Raw genomic sequence first — 17,109 nt, 5'->3', positions numbered from 1 at the left:
GCGGGCCGTGCGGTCAGCGGGCCGGCCTGAGTTCGGTGATCTTGCGCGTCCTCAGGTCGGACTGCACGTCGATCTTCGTGACCTGGGCGTGCGGGCCGTCGCCCCAGGTGAGCGTGACCCGGCTGGTGGCGTGGCCGGCGCCCGAGCCGGTGTAGTCGACCTTCCACTTCACGGGCACGTTCTGGGCGAACAGGATGCCGTCGGCGTGCTCCCGCGCCTCGTACGCGGCGACCTTCCGCTGGGCCGCGGCGGACAGGTAGAAGGAGCGCAGCGCCTTGGCGTCGGCGGCGGCCGCCGGGTCCTCGCCGTCCCAGACGGCGTCGATGTACGCGCCGTAGAAGTCGGCCACGCGCTGGGTCACGCCGCGCGGGTCCCCGTGGGCGGCGGACCCGGACGCCGCGCGGGTGGAGTGGGTCGCGCCGGTCCCGGCGAGGGCCGGCGTCACGGCGGCGAGGGACAGGGCCGCGGTGACGGTCGCGGCGGTGAGCAGGGCCTTGCGGCTGCGCATGCGAATGGACATGGGTGTTCCGTTCCCCCGGTTCGAAGGCATTGCGGCCGGGTCGATCCCGGCCGTCGACGGATCTGAAGACCGCGTACGCCTGCGCGCCGGTTCCGATTCGCCCGGGAAAATCACCCGTACAACGAAATGCGCGAAAGGTTGCGTTGTCTTTCGGTCTCGCCGCCGTGATTTCCGGTCAGACCGTGCCCGGTCCGGTTCCTTCGACCAGCCGGGCGAGTTTGCCGAGGGCCATGCGGGTGCCCAGTTCGTTGTCCGCCCGGGGTATGTCGTCCGGGATGCCCTCGTGCTCGATGGTGACGTCCGTCGCGCCCTGCGCCTCGGTGAGCCGCGTGGTCATCGTCATCACCCCGCGAAGGGCGTCGTCCGCGGATTCGAACTCGATCTCCTCGACGACCAACGCGTCCGGTACGAGACGCACGAAACGCCCCCGGTAGGTGTCCGCGCGCCCGCCGGACTTCCCGGAACCGTCCGGCGCGTCGTAGGTGAGGGACACGCGGAACGCGCCGCCTTCGCGGGCCTCGAACGCGTGGACCCGTGCGGTCATGCCGTCGGGCACGCGCCAGGCGGCGACGGCGTCCGGATCGACGAGAGCCCGGTAGACGGCCGCCGCCGGCGCCTGCACACGCTGGGTGACTCGCGTCGCGTACATGGGCTCAACCTACTCCGCTCGGCTTCCCGGACCGCTCAGACCAAGTGGGCGAAGACCACCAGGTTCTCGGTGTAGTCCTTGGCCGTGTGGTCGTAGTCGCCGGCGCAGGTGATCAGGCGGGCCTCGGCGCGGGGGGTGTCGGCGTAGACGCGGCTGCTCGGGAAGTCGTCCTTCGCGAACGTCTCGGCGCTGTCCACCACGAACGTCGCCTCGTTCCCGTCGGCCCGCTCGACGGAGAAGCGGTCGCCGGTCTCCAGCTCGTCGAGGTTCGCGAAGACGGCGGCCGAGGTCGTGGTGTCGACGTGCCCGGCGATGATGGACGTGCCCGCCTCGCCCGGGGAGACACCGTCGGCGTACCAGCCCACCAGGTTCACGTTGCCGGCGGGCGGGGGCTGGAGCTGCCCCGACGGGCCGAGGGTGAGCGCGGTGAACGGGGCGTCCACGTCGATCTTCGGGATGAGCAGGCGCGTCGGCTGGGAGGGGGGCAGGTGCTTGCCGGCCGGATGCGCGGTGGCCGAGGCCGCGCCGGCCTGCTTGGAGTCGGCGGCCTTTCCATGACCGCCCATCAGGGCGACGGCCAGGAGCAGGAACGCTGCGCCCCACATCACCAGGAGTCCGCCGGGGCCTGAGCCCTCGTCGGGCGGCGCCGGCTCGGCGGGGGCCGGGGACGACGGAGGAGCTGCCATCGGATTCCACCTCACTCGGGCACGGCAGCACAGTGGTCACGGCGGCGGGCGAAACGGCCGCCGACACGGTGTGCGGCGGCGGCCGCGGCCCCTAGATGGTCGGACGACGATCAGGACGCCGCTTGGGCGGCCTTCCTCCGGCGCAGCACGTAGAGGCCGGTGGCACCGACGGCCAGCACGGCGAGCCCACCGGTGCTGACACCCTGGTCGGCGAGCGCGCCGCCTCCGGTGTGCATGCCGCCGTTGGGCTTGCCGCTGTCGTCCTCACCCCACGAGTCCTTGTCGCGGCCGCTGTCCGCGCCCGAGCCCTTCTCCTGGTTGCCGCCGGAACCCTTGTCCTTGTACGTCTCCGGGTCGTACTTGCTGTTGTCGCCGCTGTCCGAACTCCAGTCGTCGCTGCCGACGAGGGCGAGGAAACCGCCACCGGTGTGCATTCCGCCACTCGGCTTGTCGCGGCTGCTGTCATCACCGTTCTCTTTGCTGTAGGAAGAATCGTCACGACCGTGGGACGAGTCATCACCCTTGCCGGACGAGTCGCCACGGCTGTGGGAGGAATCGTCACGGCCCCCCTCGTCACCTCCGGAGGCGTAGACGGCGGGCGTGGCGATCGCCAGGGCCGCCGCGGCGGCGGCCGTGGCCAGGATCATGCGGCCAGAACGCATCTGATAGTCCTTCCGCCGTGGTCCGGGCAGCCGATACTCCATCAGCTGGGATGACCCGGCCCCGGCATGAACCACCGTCAGTCAGGCCCGCGCCGCGCACCATCCGGGCCGCCCAGCCGGGTTACCGACACACCCCGCCCAGCCCATCCGCGCGTCAGTCGCGCCGCGGCGGCGGTGCTGCCCGATGTCGGCCGGCGCGGCCATCCGCACTACTCCGTCCGAGTGGCCGTACCCGGTTCCCCGGGCGCAGGATGGAGACATGACCGTCACCGATACGCGAGTGAGGTCCCGGACGTCGGTCGCGCTCCCGCCCGGCGGTGTCGAGTCCGAGAGCCATCCGTGGAAGATCCGGCTGGTCGAGCATCCCAAGCGCTTCGAGTCGTCGTTCTTCCGCGCGGCGAAGAAGACCGTGCACGAGATCCTGCGCCCGATGAGCGACGAAGAACTGCCGTACGGGCCGCGGCCGCCCGGCGAGCACCCCTGGGAGATGCACCACGGGGGCAGCCTGTGGGTCAAGGGACCGAGCGGCTGGCTGATGTTCCGGGCCCGCGTGGGCATCGAGTGGAGCATGCAGTTCTGCGCCGAACCGGCCAAGGTCGACCGGCTGAGGCGGGAGGCGGCGGAACTGGTCGCGGCGTTCCCGCTGACCCTGCCCGCACTGCGGCAACTGGGCTACGAGGAGGCCGAGGACCTCCTGCGCAAGCCCATCGAGGACGCGGACGGCGTCGAGGCGTGGACCGACTCGCTGTTCAACGCGTGCGTGCCGATGAGCCGCGGCAACCATCAGGGGATCCTGCCCGACGTGCCCGGCGAGCACCACTACCCCTGGCCGGTCAAGGGCGCCGACTTCGTCCGGTTCGACGACTTCCAGCTGTGGGTGACCCTGCCGGACGGCACGCACGGAGCCGTCGCCCCGGTGGACCGGCGCGGCTCCGGCGACGGGCATGTACGGCTGACCTTCGTGCCCGAGGGCAGCGCGGCGGCGCAGACGCTGGCGCGGGCCCAGGACCTGGGTCTGATGGCGGTCCTGCCGCCGAACAGCTCCGCCGCCCGCCAGGCCTTCTCCCGACAGATAGCCCCCGGCAGCCGCACGGCCTCCGGACCCCTGGTCGAGCACCGGCGCCGACGCGGCACGCAGCGCCGCGGGTAGTCCCTCGACCTGCTCGCCCTCCCGCCCTCGACGTCGCAGCATCTAGGGTCACAGATGTGAAGCTACGTCCCCACCAACGCGAAGCCGTGGACGCGCTGGTACGCGCGCTCGACCTGCCGGCCGGGGCGGCCCTCCCGCCGGGCGGGCTGCGGACCCAGGTGGTCATGGCGACCGGGTCCGGCAAGACCCTCGTGGCGGTCCGCGGGGCCGAGGAGCTGCGGGCGGGCCGGGTGCTGGTGCTCGTTCCCTCGCTCGACCTGCTCGCTCAGACCGAGGAGGCCTGGCGCGCGGGCGGTCGCACGGGGCCCATGATCGGGGTGTCCTCGCTGCGCGGGGACCAGGCGGCGTTCCCCAACACCACGAGCGTGGACGAGCTCGTCGCCTGGGTGCGCCCCTTCGACAAGGTGACCGTCCTCGCCACGTACGCCTCCCTGGGGCTCGGCACCCTGGAGCGCGCGCACGCGGCCGGACTGCCGGGCTGGGACCTGATCGTGGTCGACGAGGCGCACCGGACCTCGGGGCGGATCGGCAAACCGTGGGCGGTCGTCCACGACAACGCCAGGATTCCCTCGCTGCGGCGGCTGTACATGACGGCCACGCCCCGGCTGTGGCAGCCGGAGGAGGACCAGCGGCAGGAGCCGGGGGCGCCCGGCGAGCTGGTCGCCTCCATGGACGACGATCCGGACGGCCCGTTCGGGACCCGCTGTCACACCCTGACGCTGTCGGAGGCGATCGACCGGGGGATCTGCGCGCCGTACCAGGTCGTGTGCGTCGACGTCACGGACACCCAGCTCCAGGCCGCCCAGTTGCTCGGCATGGAAGGCCGTACCGACGAGGTGCGCGGGGCGCGGCTGGCCGCGTTGCAGACGGCGCTGGTCAAGGCGGCGGGCGCGGAGGGGCTGCGGCGCACGCTGGTCTTCCACCACCTCGTGCGGGAGGCCGAGGCCTTCGCGGCCGGGCTCCCGGCGGTCGCGGCACAGCTGCACGCCGCCGACCCGGGGCGCTACCCGGAGGCGGTCTGGGCGGACTGGCTGTGCGGCGACCACGCGCCGGCGCACCGGCGCCGCGTCCTGCACGCGTTCGCCCACCACGGCGGCCCGGCGGAGCAGGCGTTCCTGAGTTCGGTCAAGGTCCTCGGGGAAGGCGTCGACACCAAGCACTGCGACTCGGTGTACTTCGCCGATGTACGGGGCTCCATGCCCGACCTGGTCCAGGCCGTGGGGCGGGCCCTGCGCATCCGGCCCGGGGAGGGCAAGACGGCGTCGCTGGTGGTGCCGGTGCTGCTCGGGCCGGGCGAGACGCCCGACACGATGCTGACCAGCCGGGCGTACGCCGGACTCGCCCGGCTGCTTGAGGCGCTGCGCGCCCATGACGCGCGGATCGTGGAGCGCCTGGCCGAGCCGCAGGCGCCCAGCCGCTCCCCCAAGGGCCGCGTCCTGGGCGAGCGGGGCGAGGAGCACGGGGGCGAACTGCCGGGGGTGAGCGCCCCCGCGCAAGCGCTGCTGAGGTTCTCCACACCGCGCGACCCGGCGCTGCTGGCCGCGTTCATCGAGCTGCGCGTGATCAACCCCGAGCGTGCCCACTGGCGGCGCGGGGTCGAGGCGGCCGCCCTCTACACCCGGGTGCACGGCGACCTGCGGGTGCCGTTCACGTTCCGGGTGCCGGGCGGCGAGGAGGCGGAGGGCGAGGGGTGGCCGGGCGCGCTCGCCGGGTTCCCGCTCGGGCAGTGGATCGCCGACGCCCGCCGCTTGCGCACGCGCGGCTCCCTCGACGACGACCGCGCCCGCCAGTTGGACGAACTCGGCATGGTCTGGTCCCACTTCGACCTCTCCTGGGAGGAGGGGCTCGCCGCCGCCCGCGCGTGGGCGGCCGAACACGGGCACCTGCTGGCCCCGCACGACGCCACCCACCAGGGCTTCCGGCTCGGCATCTGGCTGAAGAACCAGCGCGCCGCCGCCCGTCGGGCCGCCGGGAGCGCCGATGACGCCATGGCGGAGGAAGCGGCGGGCGCGCTGTCCGAGGAGCGCCGCGAGTTGCTGGACGAGATCGACCCCGCCTGGTGTCCGGCCTGGCCGGTGGAGTGGCAGCGCCGGTTCCACCTCACCCGGCTCCATCTGGAGGACGGCGGAGCCCTGCCCACCGAGCCGGGCGACACCGTGAGGCAAGGGGAGGATCTCGGGCGGTGGGTCCGCGCGCAGCGCCTCGGCTGGGACGGGCTGGCCGTCGGCCAGCAGTGGCTGTGCGAGCACGTCCTGGGGATCGAGCCCGCCGCCGAGGCCGAGCTCCCCCGGCCGCGCGTGTCGCATGCCGACAAGTGGGCGGTCGCTCTCGCCGCCGCCGCGCAGTTCTACGAGCGTGAGGGCCACCTGAGCGTGCCGCGCAAGCATGTGGAGAGCGTCGTCGTCGGCGCGGGCGCGGACCGGGAGCGGCGGCAGATCAAGCTGGGCGCCTGGATCAGCAACCAGCGGGTGCGCGCCTCCTCGCTCACCTCCGAGCGGAAACGGCAGTTGTCCGACCTCGGCATGCGGTGGGCGTAGGCCTGCTCAGGCCATCAGCCCGGCGGCGACCGTGGCGCCCAGTTCCCAGCAGGCCTGGATGTCGGCCTTGCCGGGCTCGCCGGTCACGGTCACCGCGTCGGTGGTGCGGCGCCAGCCGAGGCCCGTGGTGATGGACTCGATCCCCCGCACCGCGCCCGTGACGTCGTTGCCGCCGTGCACGTAGTAGCCGAACGGCCGGCCCCCGGTCTCGTCCAGGCAGGGGTAGTAGACCTGGTCGAAGAAGTGCTTGAGGGCACCGGACATGTAGCCGAGGTTGGCCGGGGTGCCCAGCAGGTAGCCGTCGGCGCCGAGCACGTCGGAGGCGGTCGCGGCGAGGGCCGCGCGCCGTACGACCTTGACGCCCTCGATCTCCGGTGTCGTCGCGCCCGACACCACGGCCTCCAGCATCGCCTGGCAGTTGGGGGAGGGCGTGTGATGAACGATCAGCAAGGTAGCCACACCCGCACCCTGCCGTGGCGCCGCGTCCCGCCGCAAACGGCGGCCGTGCCCGGGGCGCGGGACGGCCTCCGGCTTCGGCCGCCCGGAAACTCGAACGGCGGTGTCGCAGGCCTCGGATACAGTGTCCCACCTGGACCGATGGGGGGAGATCGCAATGGTGTTCGGGCTGCGGACCGTGCGGGGCGCACTGGCTCCCGTGCTGGTGCTGGCCGGGGTGCTGGCCGGATGCACGGCGGCGCCGGACGGGGACGCGAAGGCCTCGCGGACGGCGGACGCCTCCGGGAAGGCGCGTGCGGCCACCGCCCCGAGCGGCGGCGCGATCGGTGCCGCCGGTTCGGCCTGCGAGCTTCCGGTCACCTTCGACGTGGCCAAGGGCTGGAAGCCCAAGGCGGTCGACAGCACGCCGGCCTCGAAGGGCGCGAGCGGGTCCGACGACGACCTGGCCTCCGACATCGCCGACGCCATCCTCCACCAGGGCCCGGTCACCGCGGCCTGCGAGATCGACGCCAAGCCGGCCGGGAACATCGGCTTCCTGCGGGTGTGGACCGGGTCCCCGGGCAACGCCGACGCGCGTTCCGTGCTGCGGGCGTTCGTGGCGGCCGAGGACAACACGAGCGACGAGCACTACCGCACGGTCAAGGCGGGCGGCCTCGTTGGCGTCGAGGTGGAGTACGTCTACACGAGCAAGCTCCTGGACGAGAAGAAGAAGGAGCGCGCCCTCGCCGTCTCCACCCCGGACGGCCCGGTCGTCCTGCACCTCGGCGGGATGGACACGGCGGAGCACGAGGCGATGCTCCCCGCGTACGAACTCGCCAAGCGCACCTTGCGCATGGCGTGAGCCCCGGCTCGTCACATCGGTGGACGGTCGTCGTCCGTATCAGCGGTGAGGCCGCGGTCATGAAGGGCGACGGCTGGTCGCCGCCCTCCTGACCGCGGCCTCAAGGCTTGCGCGGGCCCGCGTCCGTCACACGGAGCGGCGTCCCATGCGGCGGAGCAGTACGAAGCCCGCTGTCACCAGCACTGCCCCGATCGCGGCGGGCCACAGGTGTGCCCCGGTCTCCGCGAGTCCGCCCTGGACCGCCTGCGGTTCGGTCTCCGCGGCGGCGGAGGGGGCGTTCGCGCCGGCCTGGTCGGCCGGCGGCACGCTGCCCGCGCCGTCCTGGCCGGACCCGGCCGACTGGTTGCCGTCGCCCTTGTCCTCCTTGGTCCCCTTGCCCGAACCGCCCTTCGTCCCGGCGGCCGAGGTCGACGCGTAGACCCGCGGGGCTTCCGAGGTGGCGGGGGCGAGGGTGGGGGCGGGGTTCTCCGGCTCCGTGGCCGGGGTGTCGGCCGGGGGCTCGGTGGGCTGCTCGGTCGCGTTGTCGCCCGGAGCGGACCCGTCGTCGCCGGTGGGCGAGGTCTCCGGGGCCGACGCGGGCGGGTCACTCGGCTCCTGGCTGGGCTCCTCGCCGGGCTTGCTCGGCTCCTGACTCGGCTCCTCGCTGGGGTCCGGTGCGGCGCCGGAGCCGCAGGTGCGGCCGGAGTTGATGCAGTCGACCATCTTGTTCATGAGGTCTTCGTCGAAGACGTTGATGAAGTCGCCGTGGTCGGTGACCGGCTTGTGCAGCTGCTCGGGGAAGGAGTCCACGGCGAACAGCGCAGACGTCCGGCCGCCGTCCTGGAGGCTCGGCGCGTCGACGTCGTAGACGATGCGCTGCACCAGCTGCGGGATGGCCTCGAAGCCGTTCGGGCAGTTGCCGTTGCCGTCGGCGAACGCCACATGGGTGCGGTGGTTGGCGCTGTCGATGTTCCGGCCGTCCCAGCAGCTCTGGAACCGGAAGGTGCGCACGACGTCACTGCCGGACGGGCACAGCGGGTACTTGTCCTTCAGCTGCCGGTCCTCGAAACCGGTGCAGCTCCACGACGCGTTGGCGTTGCCGGGACCGTTGACGAACGCCTTGGCGTCGCCGGTGATGATGCGCAGCAGCCGCGGCATGGCCGTGACCTTGCCGCGCGGGCTGCCCTGGAAGGTCAGCGTGACCTGCTTGGGCGTGACGATCTGACCGGCGTTGCCCTCGGTGCCGCCGCCCGGGGCGTCGGCGTCCCGCTCGCGGGTGCCGTTCTGCAGCCGCAGTACGGGCCAGTAGTACGAGGACTTGTCCCCCTGGTCCGCGCAGCTGGTGTCACCGTTCGCCAGGTCGTCGTCGCTGGCGAAGGCGTTGTTGGCCTGGTTGCCGACGTAGTCGTGGAAGTGGTGGGCACCGTTGGTGACGCCGGGGGCGACGATCACGTTGTCCGAGTTGAACAGGCCGCCCTTGTTGACGCCGCAGGAGGAGCTGAAGGTGCCGCGGGAGGCGTCCTGCTGCTGCGGCGGGTTCTGCACGTTCGGCTGGACGCTGGTGATGTCCGCGTAGTCCGCGGCCACGGGGCCGTTGCCGGACTGGCCGCCGTTGCCCTGGCCGCCGCCACCGGACTGACCGTTGTCGGTGGGCTGTCCGTTGCCGGTGGGCTGTCCGTCACCTGTCGGCTGTGCGGTGGCGGCGCCCGACTGGCCGTCGCCCTGGGGCTGGCCGGCGTCGCCCTGGCTCTGGTTGCCCGAGGGCCGCAACGTACAGTCCGCGAGGGCCTCCAGCCCGTCCGGGCGGTCCCCCACCCGGTCGATGGCGACCCCGATGCGCTCGATCGTCGCGGCGCGCTTCTCCTTCAGCGGGTTCATGATCGAGCCGTCGGCGAAGCCCGGGTCCTGCTGCTGGGACTGTGCCGCCTGCTGCAGTTGCTGGTAGGCGGCCGCGATCTGCTGGTCGAGGAGGGCGAGTTCGCGGTCGACCTCCTCCCTCGCATCGTCCGGCACCGTCGTCAACTGGCTGCCGACGTCCGGGCAGTAGATCGTGGCGGCTCCGGCGGCCAGGACCCGGTCGTTCCCGTTCGGAGCGGACTGCTGGTCCCAGCCGCCCTCGGTGGCGGAGGCATAGACGTTCGCCGCGATCAGCCCCCCTCCGCCCAGCATCAGTGCGACCGCTGCGAAGGTCACTCGTCGTGCGCCCGTCGGGCGTCTGCGGCTGTTGCGTCCCACGGAAGTACCCCTGGTCTCGTGGCCGGCTCGGCATGGAAATCCCCCGTCTCTTACGGAGCCGGACACGGGAGTGTTCAAGCGCCTCGCGGATTCATGCCAACCTCACAGGAAACGGAGGCACCACACCGGTTCTCCGTGTGCCGCCGCGGCTCACCCCGAGGGGTCGCCCCGGGCGGGTGCTCACCCCGCCGGGGGCGCCTCGGGCGGGTCCGGGCCCGTCGGCCGGCTGCCCGGTCCCTTGATGTTGTCCAGCAGGGACCGCCCCTGCCGGTCGACGGCACGGGTGACGGATTCCTGCAGGATGCCGAAGGCGAACCCCCAGGCGACGATCTGCGTGGACGTGTCCAGACTGCTCAGGCCGGGGAAGAACGCACCGCTCATGAGCAGGATGCCGACCGCCGCGGCCACGGCGCCGACCGGGAGCCGGAGGATCATCTGCCCGGTCGCGACGTGGTAGGGCCCCGCGGTCCCCCGCACGTCCCGCAGCGAGACGGCGCCCGCGACGGCCGCCCCGCACATTCCGATGAATTCGAGAAAGAAACCATTCCCCCATTTATTCGGACTCCCGAGCGGGCAGATCAGGGCGGAATTCGGGGATTTCTCGTCCGGCGCCAAACAGAATCGTTGAGAAACCTCCGGATCGAAACCCGCCCACACTCCGAGACCGACCGCAATCACCGCGAGAGCTCCGGCGGCCACGACCACGATCTGGGTGAAACTGCGCAGCCTCGCCCGCTCCGCCTCTTCCGCCTGATAAGCGGCGTGCAGGGTGAGGGCGGCCAATTCCCGGAGACCCGCGTCGGCCTCGGTGGATTTCGTGTGGGTCAGGGCGTCTTTCAAGCGCCTGGTGCAGGCGTCGTCCCTCGGCAGGTGAATCCTGGCCTGCGACAGCGCGTACAGCCCCTTGGTGTAGATTTCCGCGTCCGGGGCTATGCGCAGGAGAGCGACCTCGGCCTCGTGCACATTGGCCAGGGCGCGGTCGGCGGACGCGCCCCGCATCCTGCTGCACCAGCCCCGCCATCCGGGGGTCTTGAGAGCATCCCGGGCCGCCTTGAGATGGAGGTGTATTTTGTGCGCGACCTCGACATCCCAGGAATTCATTCCGCCCGGGTCCGCCCGACGGATTTTCACGAATTTGTTCAGCTGACCCTGCAGGTGGGCCACCTGGGCATTGAGGCGCTGATACCAGGAGGACCCGGCCCTGCCGACGTCGCCGTTGTCGGGGACGCGGAGAGGACCGCTGTCCGTGCCCACCATGAGTCGGCCTCCTTGGTAGTCCTCCTTTCCAGTTGACGCCTCCCGAACTGGGCGGGCAACCGGTGCACACTCCCCCGCCGCGCACCCCATCTCGTGGGAAACTGTGCGGGTACCGGTGCTCGTGAGGCGGCAGGTCATGGCGGATGACGCGGAGATCGACTATGGGGCGGTGTTCCAGGCCCTGCCCGGAATGGTGGCGCTGCTGACGCCCGACCTGGTGTACGCGGACGTCAACGAGGAGTTCCTGCGCGTGTCCGGGCGCAAGCGCGAGGACATGCTGGGCCGGCATCTGTTCGAGGTCTTCCCCGACAATCCGAACGACGGCGGCGCGAGCGGTATGCGCACTCTGAAGGCCTCGCTGCTGCGCGTGCTGACCACCGGGGAGCGGGACACCATGGCCCTGCAGCGGTACGACGTCGAGTTGCCGGACCGTCCCGGACACTGGGAGGAGCGCTACTGGAGCCCGGTCAACGAGCCGGTGCTCGGCCCGGACGGGAAGGTCGTCCTCCTGGTGCACCGGGTGGAGGAGGTCACCGAACTGATCCGAGCGCGCGGCGGCACCGACAGCGACCGGGCCCGGGTCCTGGAGGCGGAGCTGTACCGGCGTGCGCGGGAACTGCAGGAGCTCAACGACCGGCTGCGCAAGGCCCATGCCCGCGAGCGGGAGGTGGCGTTCGCCCTCCAGGAGGCGATGCTGCCGGCGCGCCCGCAGGTGGCGGACCATCGGGCCGCGGTGCGGTATCGGCCGGCGGTGGGCGCGCTGAACGTCTGCGGGGACTGGTACGACCTGGTCGACCTCGTCGGCGGCAACCGTGTCGGGGTGTCGGTCGGCGACGTGGTCGGGCACGGGCTCGAAGCGGCGTGCGTCATGGGGCAGTTGCGCAGCGCGCTCACCGCCGCCTCCCGGGTGGCCGCCGGCCCCGCCGAGGCCCTGGACGTGCTGGGCCGCTACGCCCATGTGGTCGACGGCGCCGAATCGGCCACGGCGGTCACGACGTTCATCGACTTCGACGCCCGCACCGTCCGGTACAGCAGCGCCGGCCACCCGCCGCCCGTCCTGGTGCACGCGAGTGGCCGGGTGGAGTTCCTCGACCGGGCGACCGATCCGCCGCTCGACGCCCACCCCGATCCCCGGCCGCGGTCCGAGGCGCGGATCGAGTTCGACGACGGCGCCACCCTCGCCCTGTACACGGACGGCCTGATCGAGCGGCGCCGGGAGGACATCGACGTGGGGCTGGCCCGACTCGCCGACTCCCTCGGCCACCACCGGAAGTCCGACCCGGAGATCCTCGCCGACAGCGTCCTGCGCGATCTGCTGTCCCCGGAGGGCGCGCGGGACGACGCCGCGCTCGTCGTCGTACGACTCTGAACCACACGGCCCCGCCGGCCGGAGCCCCTCTGCCCAACAGGGGGAATTGTCCCGGTGAGTGACGCTCGGGCACCGAACCTCCGAGCGAACATCACAATTACGTATCGGACATTCCGCACTTCAACCTTCACACGAGGGACACAAGTTGGTTAGGTTGACGCCAGGCCGCACGGCTTCTCCCGGCGAACCACGCCGGGCCGCGTGGCCTCCGCCGAGTCCGGTGTCCCGTGGGACGACCGGAGCCGGGGACCCAACCGACATTGGGGTGAATCGGCCCAACGCCCCACAGGGCCTGGGCCGTAGGGCACGCCTTCCGGAATCGACCGCCCGAACCCGACAGCTAACTCGGTAGGCGGAGTACGGAAGGAGTACGTCTCCCATGGCGCCGGAGAGCCGCGACGAGGTTCGACAGCGGATCAACACCCTCTACGACCAGGCCGAGAACGCCACGGGGAACTACAACGCCACCCGTGCCATGTCGGGGGGATCACGCGGCCGCGGCGTGCCGCTGCGCAAGCGGTCGGGCGGGGGTTCGGAGCCTGCGCTCGAAGCGATCTCCCGACAGTGGTTCGACGGGGTCCGCGCCAAGCTGGGTCCGACCGTTCCCGCCGTCCTGCCGACCGACCGGATGCCGCAGCGTCCGGCCGAGCGCCGCCCCGCCGCACCGCTGGGCGACGGGCTGCCCGGCACCGAGCTCGCGCTGCCGGAGCTGACCGCCTCAGGCGGCGGCCGTCAACTGCCCGAGCTGACCGGCGGCCCCGTCGCCGAACTGACCGGCCGCCCGCGCGCCGAGCTGACCGCCCGGCCCGTCGCCGCGCTGCCCGCCGTGCCCGAGCCGCGGCGGGAGCTGGAGCCGGCCGCCGGAGATTCACGGTCCGCGCCCGCCGCCGAGTCGCGTCGGCCCTCGCCGGCCACTTCCAAGGAGCGGAACCAGCGCAAGCTCGCCGCGGCCCGTGACCTCCTCGGCCGGGCCGCCGTACAGCGCAGTGCACCGGTCGCGGCGATCGAGGCGCCGCCCGCCCAGGACACGTGGACGGCGCGGGACGCCCTCACCATGACGGGGACGTTCGACACCGGTTCCCTGCCGACGCAGCCGAGCTTCCCGCCCGCCACCGCGGACGCCTCTTTCGGTACCGGTTCGGTCCTGGACGCCGGCTCCTACGCGACCGGCGGCGCGCTCACCGACACGGGGGCGTGGACGGGCATGACGACAGGCATGAACCCGCTCACCGACACGGGGGCCTTCCCGGCGGCCAACCCCCTCACCGATATGGGCTCCTTCACCGCAGGTGGCGCCCTGACCGACACGGGGGCGTACGCGGCGCCCGCGTACCTGACCGATGCCGGGGCGTTCACGGCCCCCGCCCCGCTGACGGACACCGGCTCCTACACGGCAGTCGCCCCCATGACCGACACCGGGACGTTCACGGCCCCCGTCCTGCCGATCGACTCCGGGGCATTCGCGACCCCCGCCCCGCCGACCGACACCGGGATGTTCGCGACCCCCGCCCCGCCGACCGACACCGGCTCCTACGCGGCAGCCGCTCCCCTGACCGACACCGGCGGCTTCGCCGCGGTCTCCCCCGTCCCGTCGGCGTACGCGGGGAAGGCCATGAAGGCGCTCGTCTTCGCCCGGGCGCAGATCGGCAAGCCCTGTGTCTGGGGCGCGACCGGGCCGGACTCCTACGACTGCTCCAGCCTCACCCAGGGCGCCTGGAGGGCCGCCGGTGTCGTGCTGCCGCGCGGCGCCGCCGAGCAGGCGAGTGCGGGGACCCCGGTCACGCTCGCCACCATCGAGGTCGGTGACCTCGTCTTCTTCTTCGACACCCACAACCACGTCGGCCTGTACACCGGCAACGGCATGATGATCCACGCGCCGGGCCCCGGATCGTCCATCAGCGAGGAGTCGATCTACGGCGCCGGGGAGTCGGCGATCCAGCGAGTGATCCGCCCCGCCTGAGGCGGGCCACGGCCGGAACCCCTCCCGGGCCTCACCTCCGCCGGGTGCGCCGGCTCTCGTAGTGGTCCAGGAGGGTCTCCTCGATCGGCCGGTAGGTGAGGCCCAGTTCGCGCACGCCGCGGCTGTTGTCTACCCGGAAGCGGATACCGAGGTGCCCCCGGATGTAGTCCTGGGTCAGCCCGAACGCGGGGCCCAGGATCCGTACCGGCCAGTGCGGCAGCGCGGTGCGCGGGAGGCGGAGGTCGCGCGGGTGGCGGGTGTGGATGATGCTGGACATCTCGTGGAAGGACGTCATGGTCTCGGCTGCGACGATGTAACGGCCCTTCGCCGCGGGGTTCTCCGCCGCGGCGATGTGCGCGTCGGCCACGTCCCGTACGTCCGCGGTCGTGAAGCTGAAGTCCGGGGCGCCGTAGCAGAAGTAGCCCTTGAACAGCTCGTCGAGCAGGAAGAGGCTGCCGGACTCCGACGCCGGGGTGAGTGAAGGGCCCAGGACCAGGCCGGGGTTGACGCAGACCAACCGCCAGCGGTCCTGGGCGGCCTCGGCCTCCCACGCGGCACGCTCGGCGACGGTCTTGGCGTAGTGGTAGGGGTTGTTCTCCACCGTGCTGGTGGTGTTGAAGTACCGCTCGGAGAGCACCTGGTCGTCCATGGCGAGGACATCCGCGTAGTCGCCGAAGACGGCGCCCACGGTGGAGGTGAGGACCACGGTCGTGACGGTCGGCGTCCGCTCCACGCCCGCCAGTACGTTGCGGGTGCCGAGCAGGGCCGGGTCGACCATGTCCCGTCTGCCGTCGACGATCTTCTCCGGCATGAAGAAGGGCGACGCCACGTGGAAGACGACCGAGCACCCGCGCAGCGCGTCGTCGAAGGAACCCTCGGCCAGCAGGTCCGCCTCGAAGAGGGTGAGTTGCCCCGGGAAGGCCTCCTGCATGTCCCACAGGGGCCGTACCTTCGCCCGGTTCACGAGGGAGCGTACGGTGGTGTGGACCCGGTAGCCCCGCCCCAGCAGGCGCCGTACGAGATGGCTGCCGACGAACCCGCTGCCGCCGGTCACCGCGACGGTCGTCTCCGCATGTCCACCCACGCTCTCACCCCTCGGTCGTGGCCGGTCGTCCGTCCCGGGCGGGACACCTCCGCGCCTCGGGGAAAGCGTCGGGCATGTACACGACCAATGTCCACCGGTCCACACCTCATAAGATCGCCTTATGAGGTCATAGATCGGACCCGCGTACTAACTTAGGTCTGCCTTAGCTTAGGCTTCCCGTTCGAGTCGCCTGTCATCACTCGAAGGGAACCTGATCATGCCGCGCCCCCTGCGGGTAGCCATCGTCGGAGCCGGCCCCGCCGGGATCTACGCCGCCGACGCCCTGCTCAAGTCCGAGGTGGCCGCCGAACCCGGTGTGTCCATCGACCTCTTCGAGCGGATGCCCGCCCCGTTCGGCCTGATCCGGTACGGCGTCGCCCCCGACCACCCGCGCATCAAGGGCATCATCACGGCGCTGCACCAGGTGCTCGACAAGCCGCAGATACGGCTGTTCGGCAACGTCGACTACCCGACGGACATCAGCCTCGACGACCTGCGCGCCTTCTACGACGCCGTGATCTTCTCCACCGGCGCGACGGCCGACCGCGACCTGCCCGTCCCCGGCATCGACCTCGACGGCTCGTACGGCGCCGCGGACTTCGTCTCCTGGTACGACGGCCACCCGGACGTGCCGCGCACCTGGCCGCTGGAGGCCGAGAAGGTCGCGGTCCTCGGCGTCGGCAACGTCGCCCTCGACGTGGCCCGCATCCTGGCCAAGACGGCGGACGAACTGCTGCCGACCGAGATCCCGGCGAACGTCTACGACGGCCTCAAGGCCAACAAGGCGCTGGAGATCCACGTCTTCGGCCGCCGCGGCCCGGCACAGGCGAAGTTCAGCCCGATGGAGCTGCGCGAGCTGGACCACTCCCCCAACATCGAGGTCATCGTCGACCCCGAGGACATCGACTACGACGCGGGCTCGATCGAGACGCGGCGCGGCAACAAGCAGGCCGACATGGTCGCCAAGACCCTGGAGAACTGGGCGATCCGCGACGTCGGCGACCGGCCGCACAAGCTGTTCCTGCACTTCTTCGAGTCGCCCACCGAGATCCTCGGCGAGGACGGCCGGGTCGTCGGCCTGCGCACCGAGCGCACCGCGCTGGACGGCACCGGCAACGTCAAGGGCACCGGCGAGACCAAGGACTGGGACGTGACCGCCGTGTACCGCGCCGTCGGCTACCTGTCCGAGAAGCTCCCCAAGCTGCCCTGGGACCTCGACTCGGGCACGGTCCCGGACGCGGGCGGCCGGGTCGTCGAGGAGAGCGGCGCGCACCTGCAGTCCACCTACGTCACCGGCTGGATCCGGCGCGGCCCGGTCGGTCTGATCGGCCACACCAAGGGCGACGCGAACGAGACGGTGTCCAACCTCCTGGACGACCACGCGAACGGCCGTCTGCACACGCCCGCCTCGCCCGAGCCGGAGGCCGTGGACGCCTTCCTCGCCGAGCGGAACGTGCGCTTCACCACCTGGGAGGGCTGGTACCGCCTGGACGCCGCCGAGAAGGCGCTGGGCGAGCCGCAGGGCCGCGAGCGCGTGAAGATCGTCGAGCGTGAGGACATGCTGCGGGAGAGCGGGGCGTAAGTCCCCACCCGGGTGTCCCTCGGGGGTGGGGGGGGGGGGGGCGCCCCCCCCCCCCGGGGGGGGGGCCCCCCGCGGGGGTCAGGGCGCAAGGGGGCGGGCCGCGGCGACCCCACCCCCCCGCCCCGCACCCCCGGCCCCCCGG

14 protein-coding genes and 1 riboswitch are annotated in these 17,109 nt (G+C 72.2%); of the genes, 6 read left to right on the top strand and 8 right to left on the bottom strand.

Annotated elements, in window-relative coordinates:
- Window positions 1-13: 13 nt before the first annotated feature.
- The 4 genes from ACWGKT_RS02000 to ACWGKT_RS01985 all read right to left on the bottom strand — a co-directional run bounded on the left by ACWGKT_RS02000 (window position 14) and on the right by ACWGKT_RS01985 (window position 2,517).
- Complete coding sequence (locus ACWGKT_RS02000; protein ID WP_356156151.1) at window positions 14-520, bottom strand: hypothetical protein; 507 nt, start codon at window positions 518-520, stop codon at window positions 14-16.
- 175 nt (window positions 521-695) lie between these two features.
- Window positions 696-1,169, bottom strand: a complete 474-nt coding sequence (locus ACWGKT_RS01995) for an SRPBCC domain-containing protein (RefSeq protein ID WP_453272061.1) — start codon at window positions 1,167-1,169, stop codon at window positions 696-698.
- Window positions 1,170-1,204: 35 nt separating this feature from the next.
- The gene (locus ACWGKT_RS01990) at window positions 1,205-1,855 is read right to left on the bottom strand and encodes a class F sortase (protein ID WP_453272060.1); all 651 of its coding nucleotides are present in this window, start codon (window positions 1,853-1,855) and stop codon (window positions 1,205-1,207) included.
- Window positions 1,856-1,965: 110 nt separating this feature from the next.
- Entirely contained in the window at window positions 1,966-2,517 is a 552-nt protein-coding gene (locus ACWGKT_RS01985) for a hypothetical protein (RefSeq protein WP_453272059.1), read from the bottom strand.
- 259 nt (window positions 2,518-2,776) lie between these two features.
- Here ACWGKT_RS01985 and ACWGKT_RS01980 point away from each other — a divergent pair, with 259 nt between their 5' ends.
- Both ACWGKT_RS01980 and ACWGKT_RS01975 read left to right on the top strand, forming a co-directional pair.
- A complete protein-coding gene (locus tag ACWGKT_RS01980) occupies window positions 2,777-3,667 on the top strand; it encodes a DUF6424 family protein (protein WP_453272058.1) in 891 nt (296 codons plus the stop codon).
- A 56-nt stretch (window positions 3,668-3,723) separates the two neighbouring features.
- Window positions 3,724-6,204: a Helicase associated domain protein gene (locus tag ACWGKT_RS01975; protein ID WP_453272057.1), complete on the top strand. Its 2,481-nt coding sequence runs from the start codon at window positions 3,724-3,726 to the stop codon at window positions 6,202-6,204.
- Window positions 6,205-6,210: 6 nt separating this feature from the next.
- Here ACWGKT_RS01975 and ACWGKT_RS01970 read toward each other — a convergent pair whose 3' ends face one another.
- Window positions 6,211-6,663, bottom strand: a complete 453-nt coding sequence (locus ACWGKT_RS01970) for a flavodoxin family protein (protein WP_453272056.1) — start codon at window positions 6,661-6,663, stop codon at window positions 6,211-6,213.
- Between the two features lie 154 nt (window positions 6,664-6,817).
- Between ACWGKT_RS01970 and ACWGKT_RS01965 the strand changes: the two genes are divergently transcribed.
- The gene (locus ACWGKT_RS01965; protein WP_453272055.1) at window positions 6,818-7,501 is read left to right on the top strand and encodes a lipoprotein; all 684 of its coding nucleotides are present in this window, start codon (window positions 6,818-6,820) and stop codon (window positions 7,499-7,501) included.
- 126 nt (window positions 7,502-7,627) lie between these two features.
- Here the strand turns inward: ACWGKT_RS01965 and ACWGKT_RS01960 are convergent, their stop codons facing one another.
- Window positions 7,628-9,649, bottom strand: a complete 2,022-nt coding sequence (locus ACWGKT_RS01960; RefSeq protein ID WP_453272098.1) for a DUF1996 domain-containing protein — start codon at window positions 9,647-9,649, stop codon at window positions 7,628-7,630.
- Window positions 9,650-9,895: 246 nt separating this feature from the next.
- A complete protein-coding gene (locus ACWGKT_RS01955) occupies window positions 9,896-10,972 on the bottom strand; it encodes a hypothetical protein (protein WP_453272054.1) in 1,077 nt (358 codons plus the stop codon).
- Window positions 10,973-11,108: 136 nt separating this feature from the next.
- Between ACWGKT_RS01955 and ACWGKT_RS01950 the strand changes: the two genes are divergently transcribed.
- Complete coding sequence (locus tag ACWGKT_RS01950) at window positions 11,109-12,341, top strand: PP2C family protein-serine/threonine phosphatase (protein WP_453272053.1); 1,233 nt, start codon at window positions 11,109-11,111, stop codon at window positions 12,339-12,341.
- 199 nt (window positions 12,342-12,540) lie between these two features.
- A riboswitch (cyclic di-AMP (ydaO/yuaA leader) is annotated at window positions 12,541-12,712 on the top strand.
- Window positions 12,713-12,720: 8 nt separating this feature from the next.
- Window positions 12,721-14,301, top strand: coding sequence for an NlpC/P60 family protein (locus ACWGKT_RS01945; protein WP_453272052.1), 1,581 nt, complete (start codon window positions 12,721-12,723; stop codon window positions 14,299-14,301).
- A 31-nt stretch (window positions 14,302-14,332) separates the two neighbouring features.
- Here the strand turns inward: ACWGKT_RS01945 and ACWGKT_RS01940 are convergent, their stop codons facing one another.
- Window positions 14,333-15,385, bottom strand: coding sequence for an NAD-dependent epimerase/dehydratase family protein (locus ACWGKT_RS01940; protein WP_453272051.1), 1,053 nt, complete (start codon window positions 15,383-15,385; stop codon window positions 14,333-14,335).
- Between the two features lie 217 nt (window positions 15,386-15,602).
- Between ACWGKT_RS01940 and ACWGKT_RS01935 the strand changes: the two genes are divergently transcribed.
- Entirely contained in the window at window positions 15,603-16,967 is a 1,365-nt protein-coding gene (locus tag ACWGKT_RS01935; protein ID WP_453272050.1) for an FAD-dependent oxidoreductase, read from the top strand.
- Window positions 16,968-17,109 lie beyond the last annotated feature (142 nt).

This window comes from Streptomyces sp. NPDC054794 (assembly GCF_053611585.1).
The sequence above is the reverse complement of the archived record's forward strand: the minus strand, read 5'-3'. Positions and strand labels throughout refer to the sequence as shown.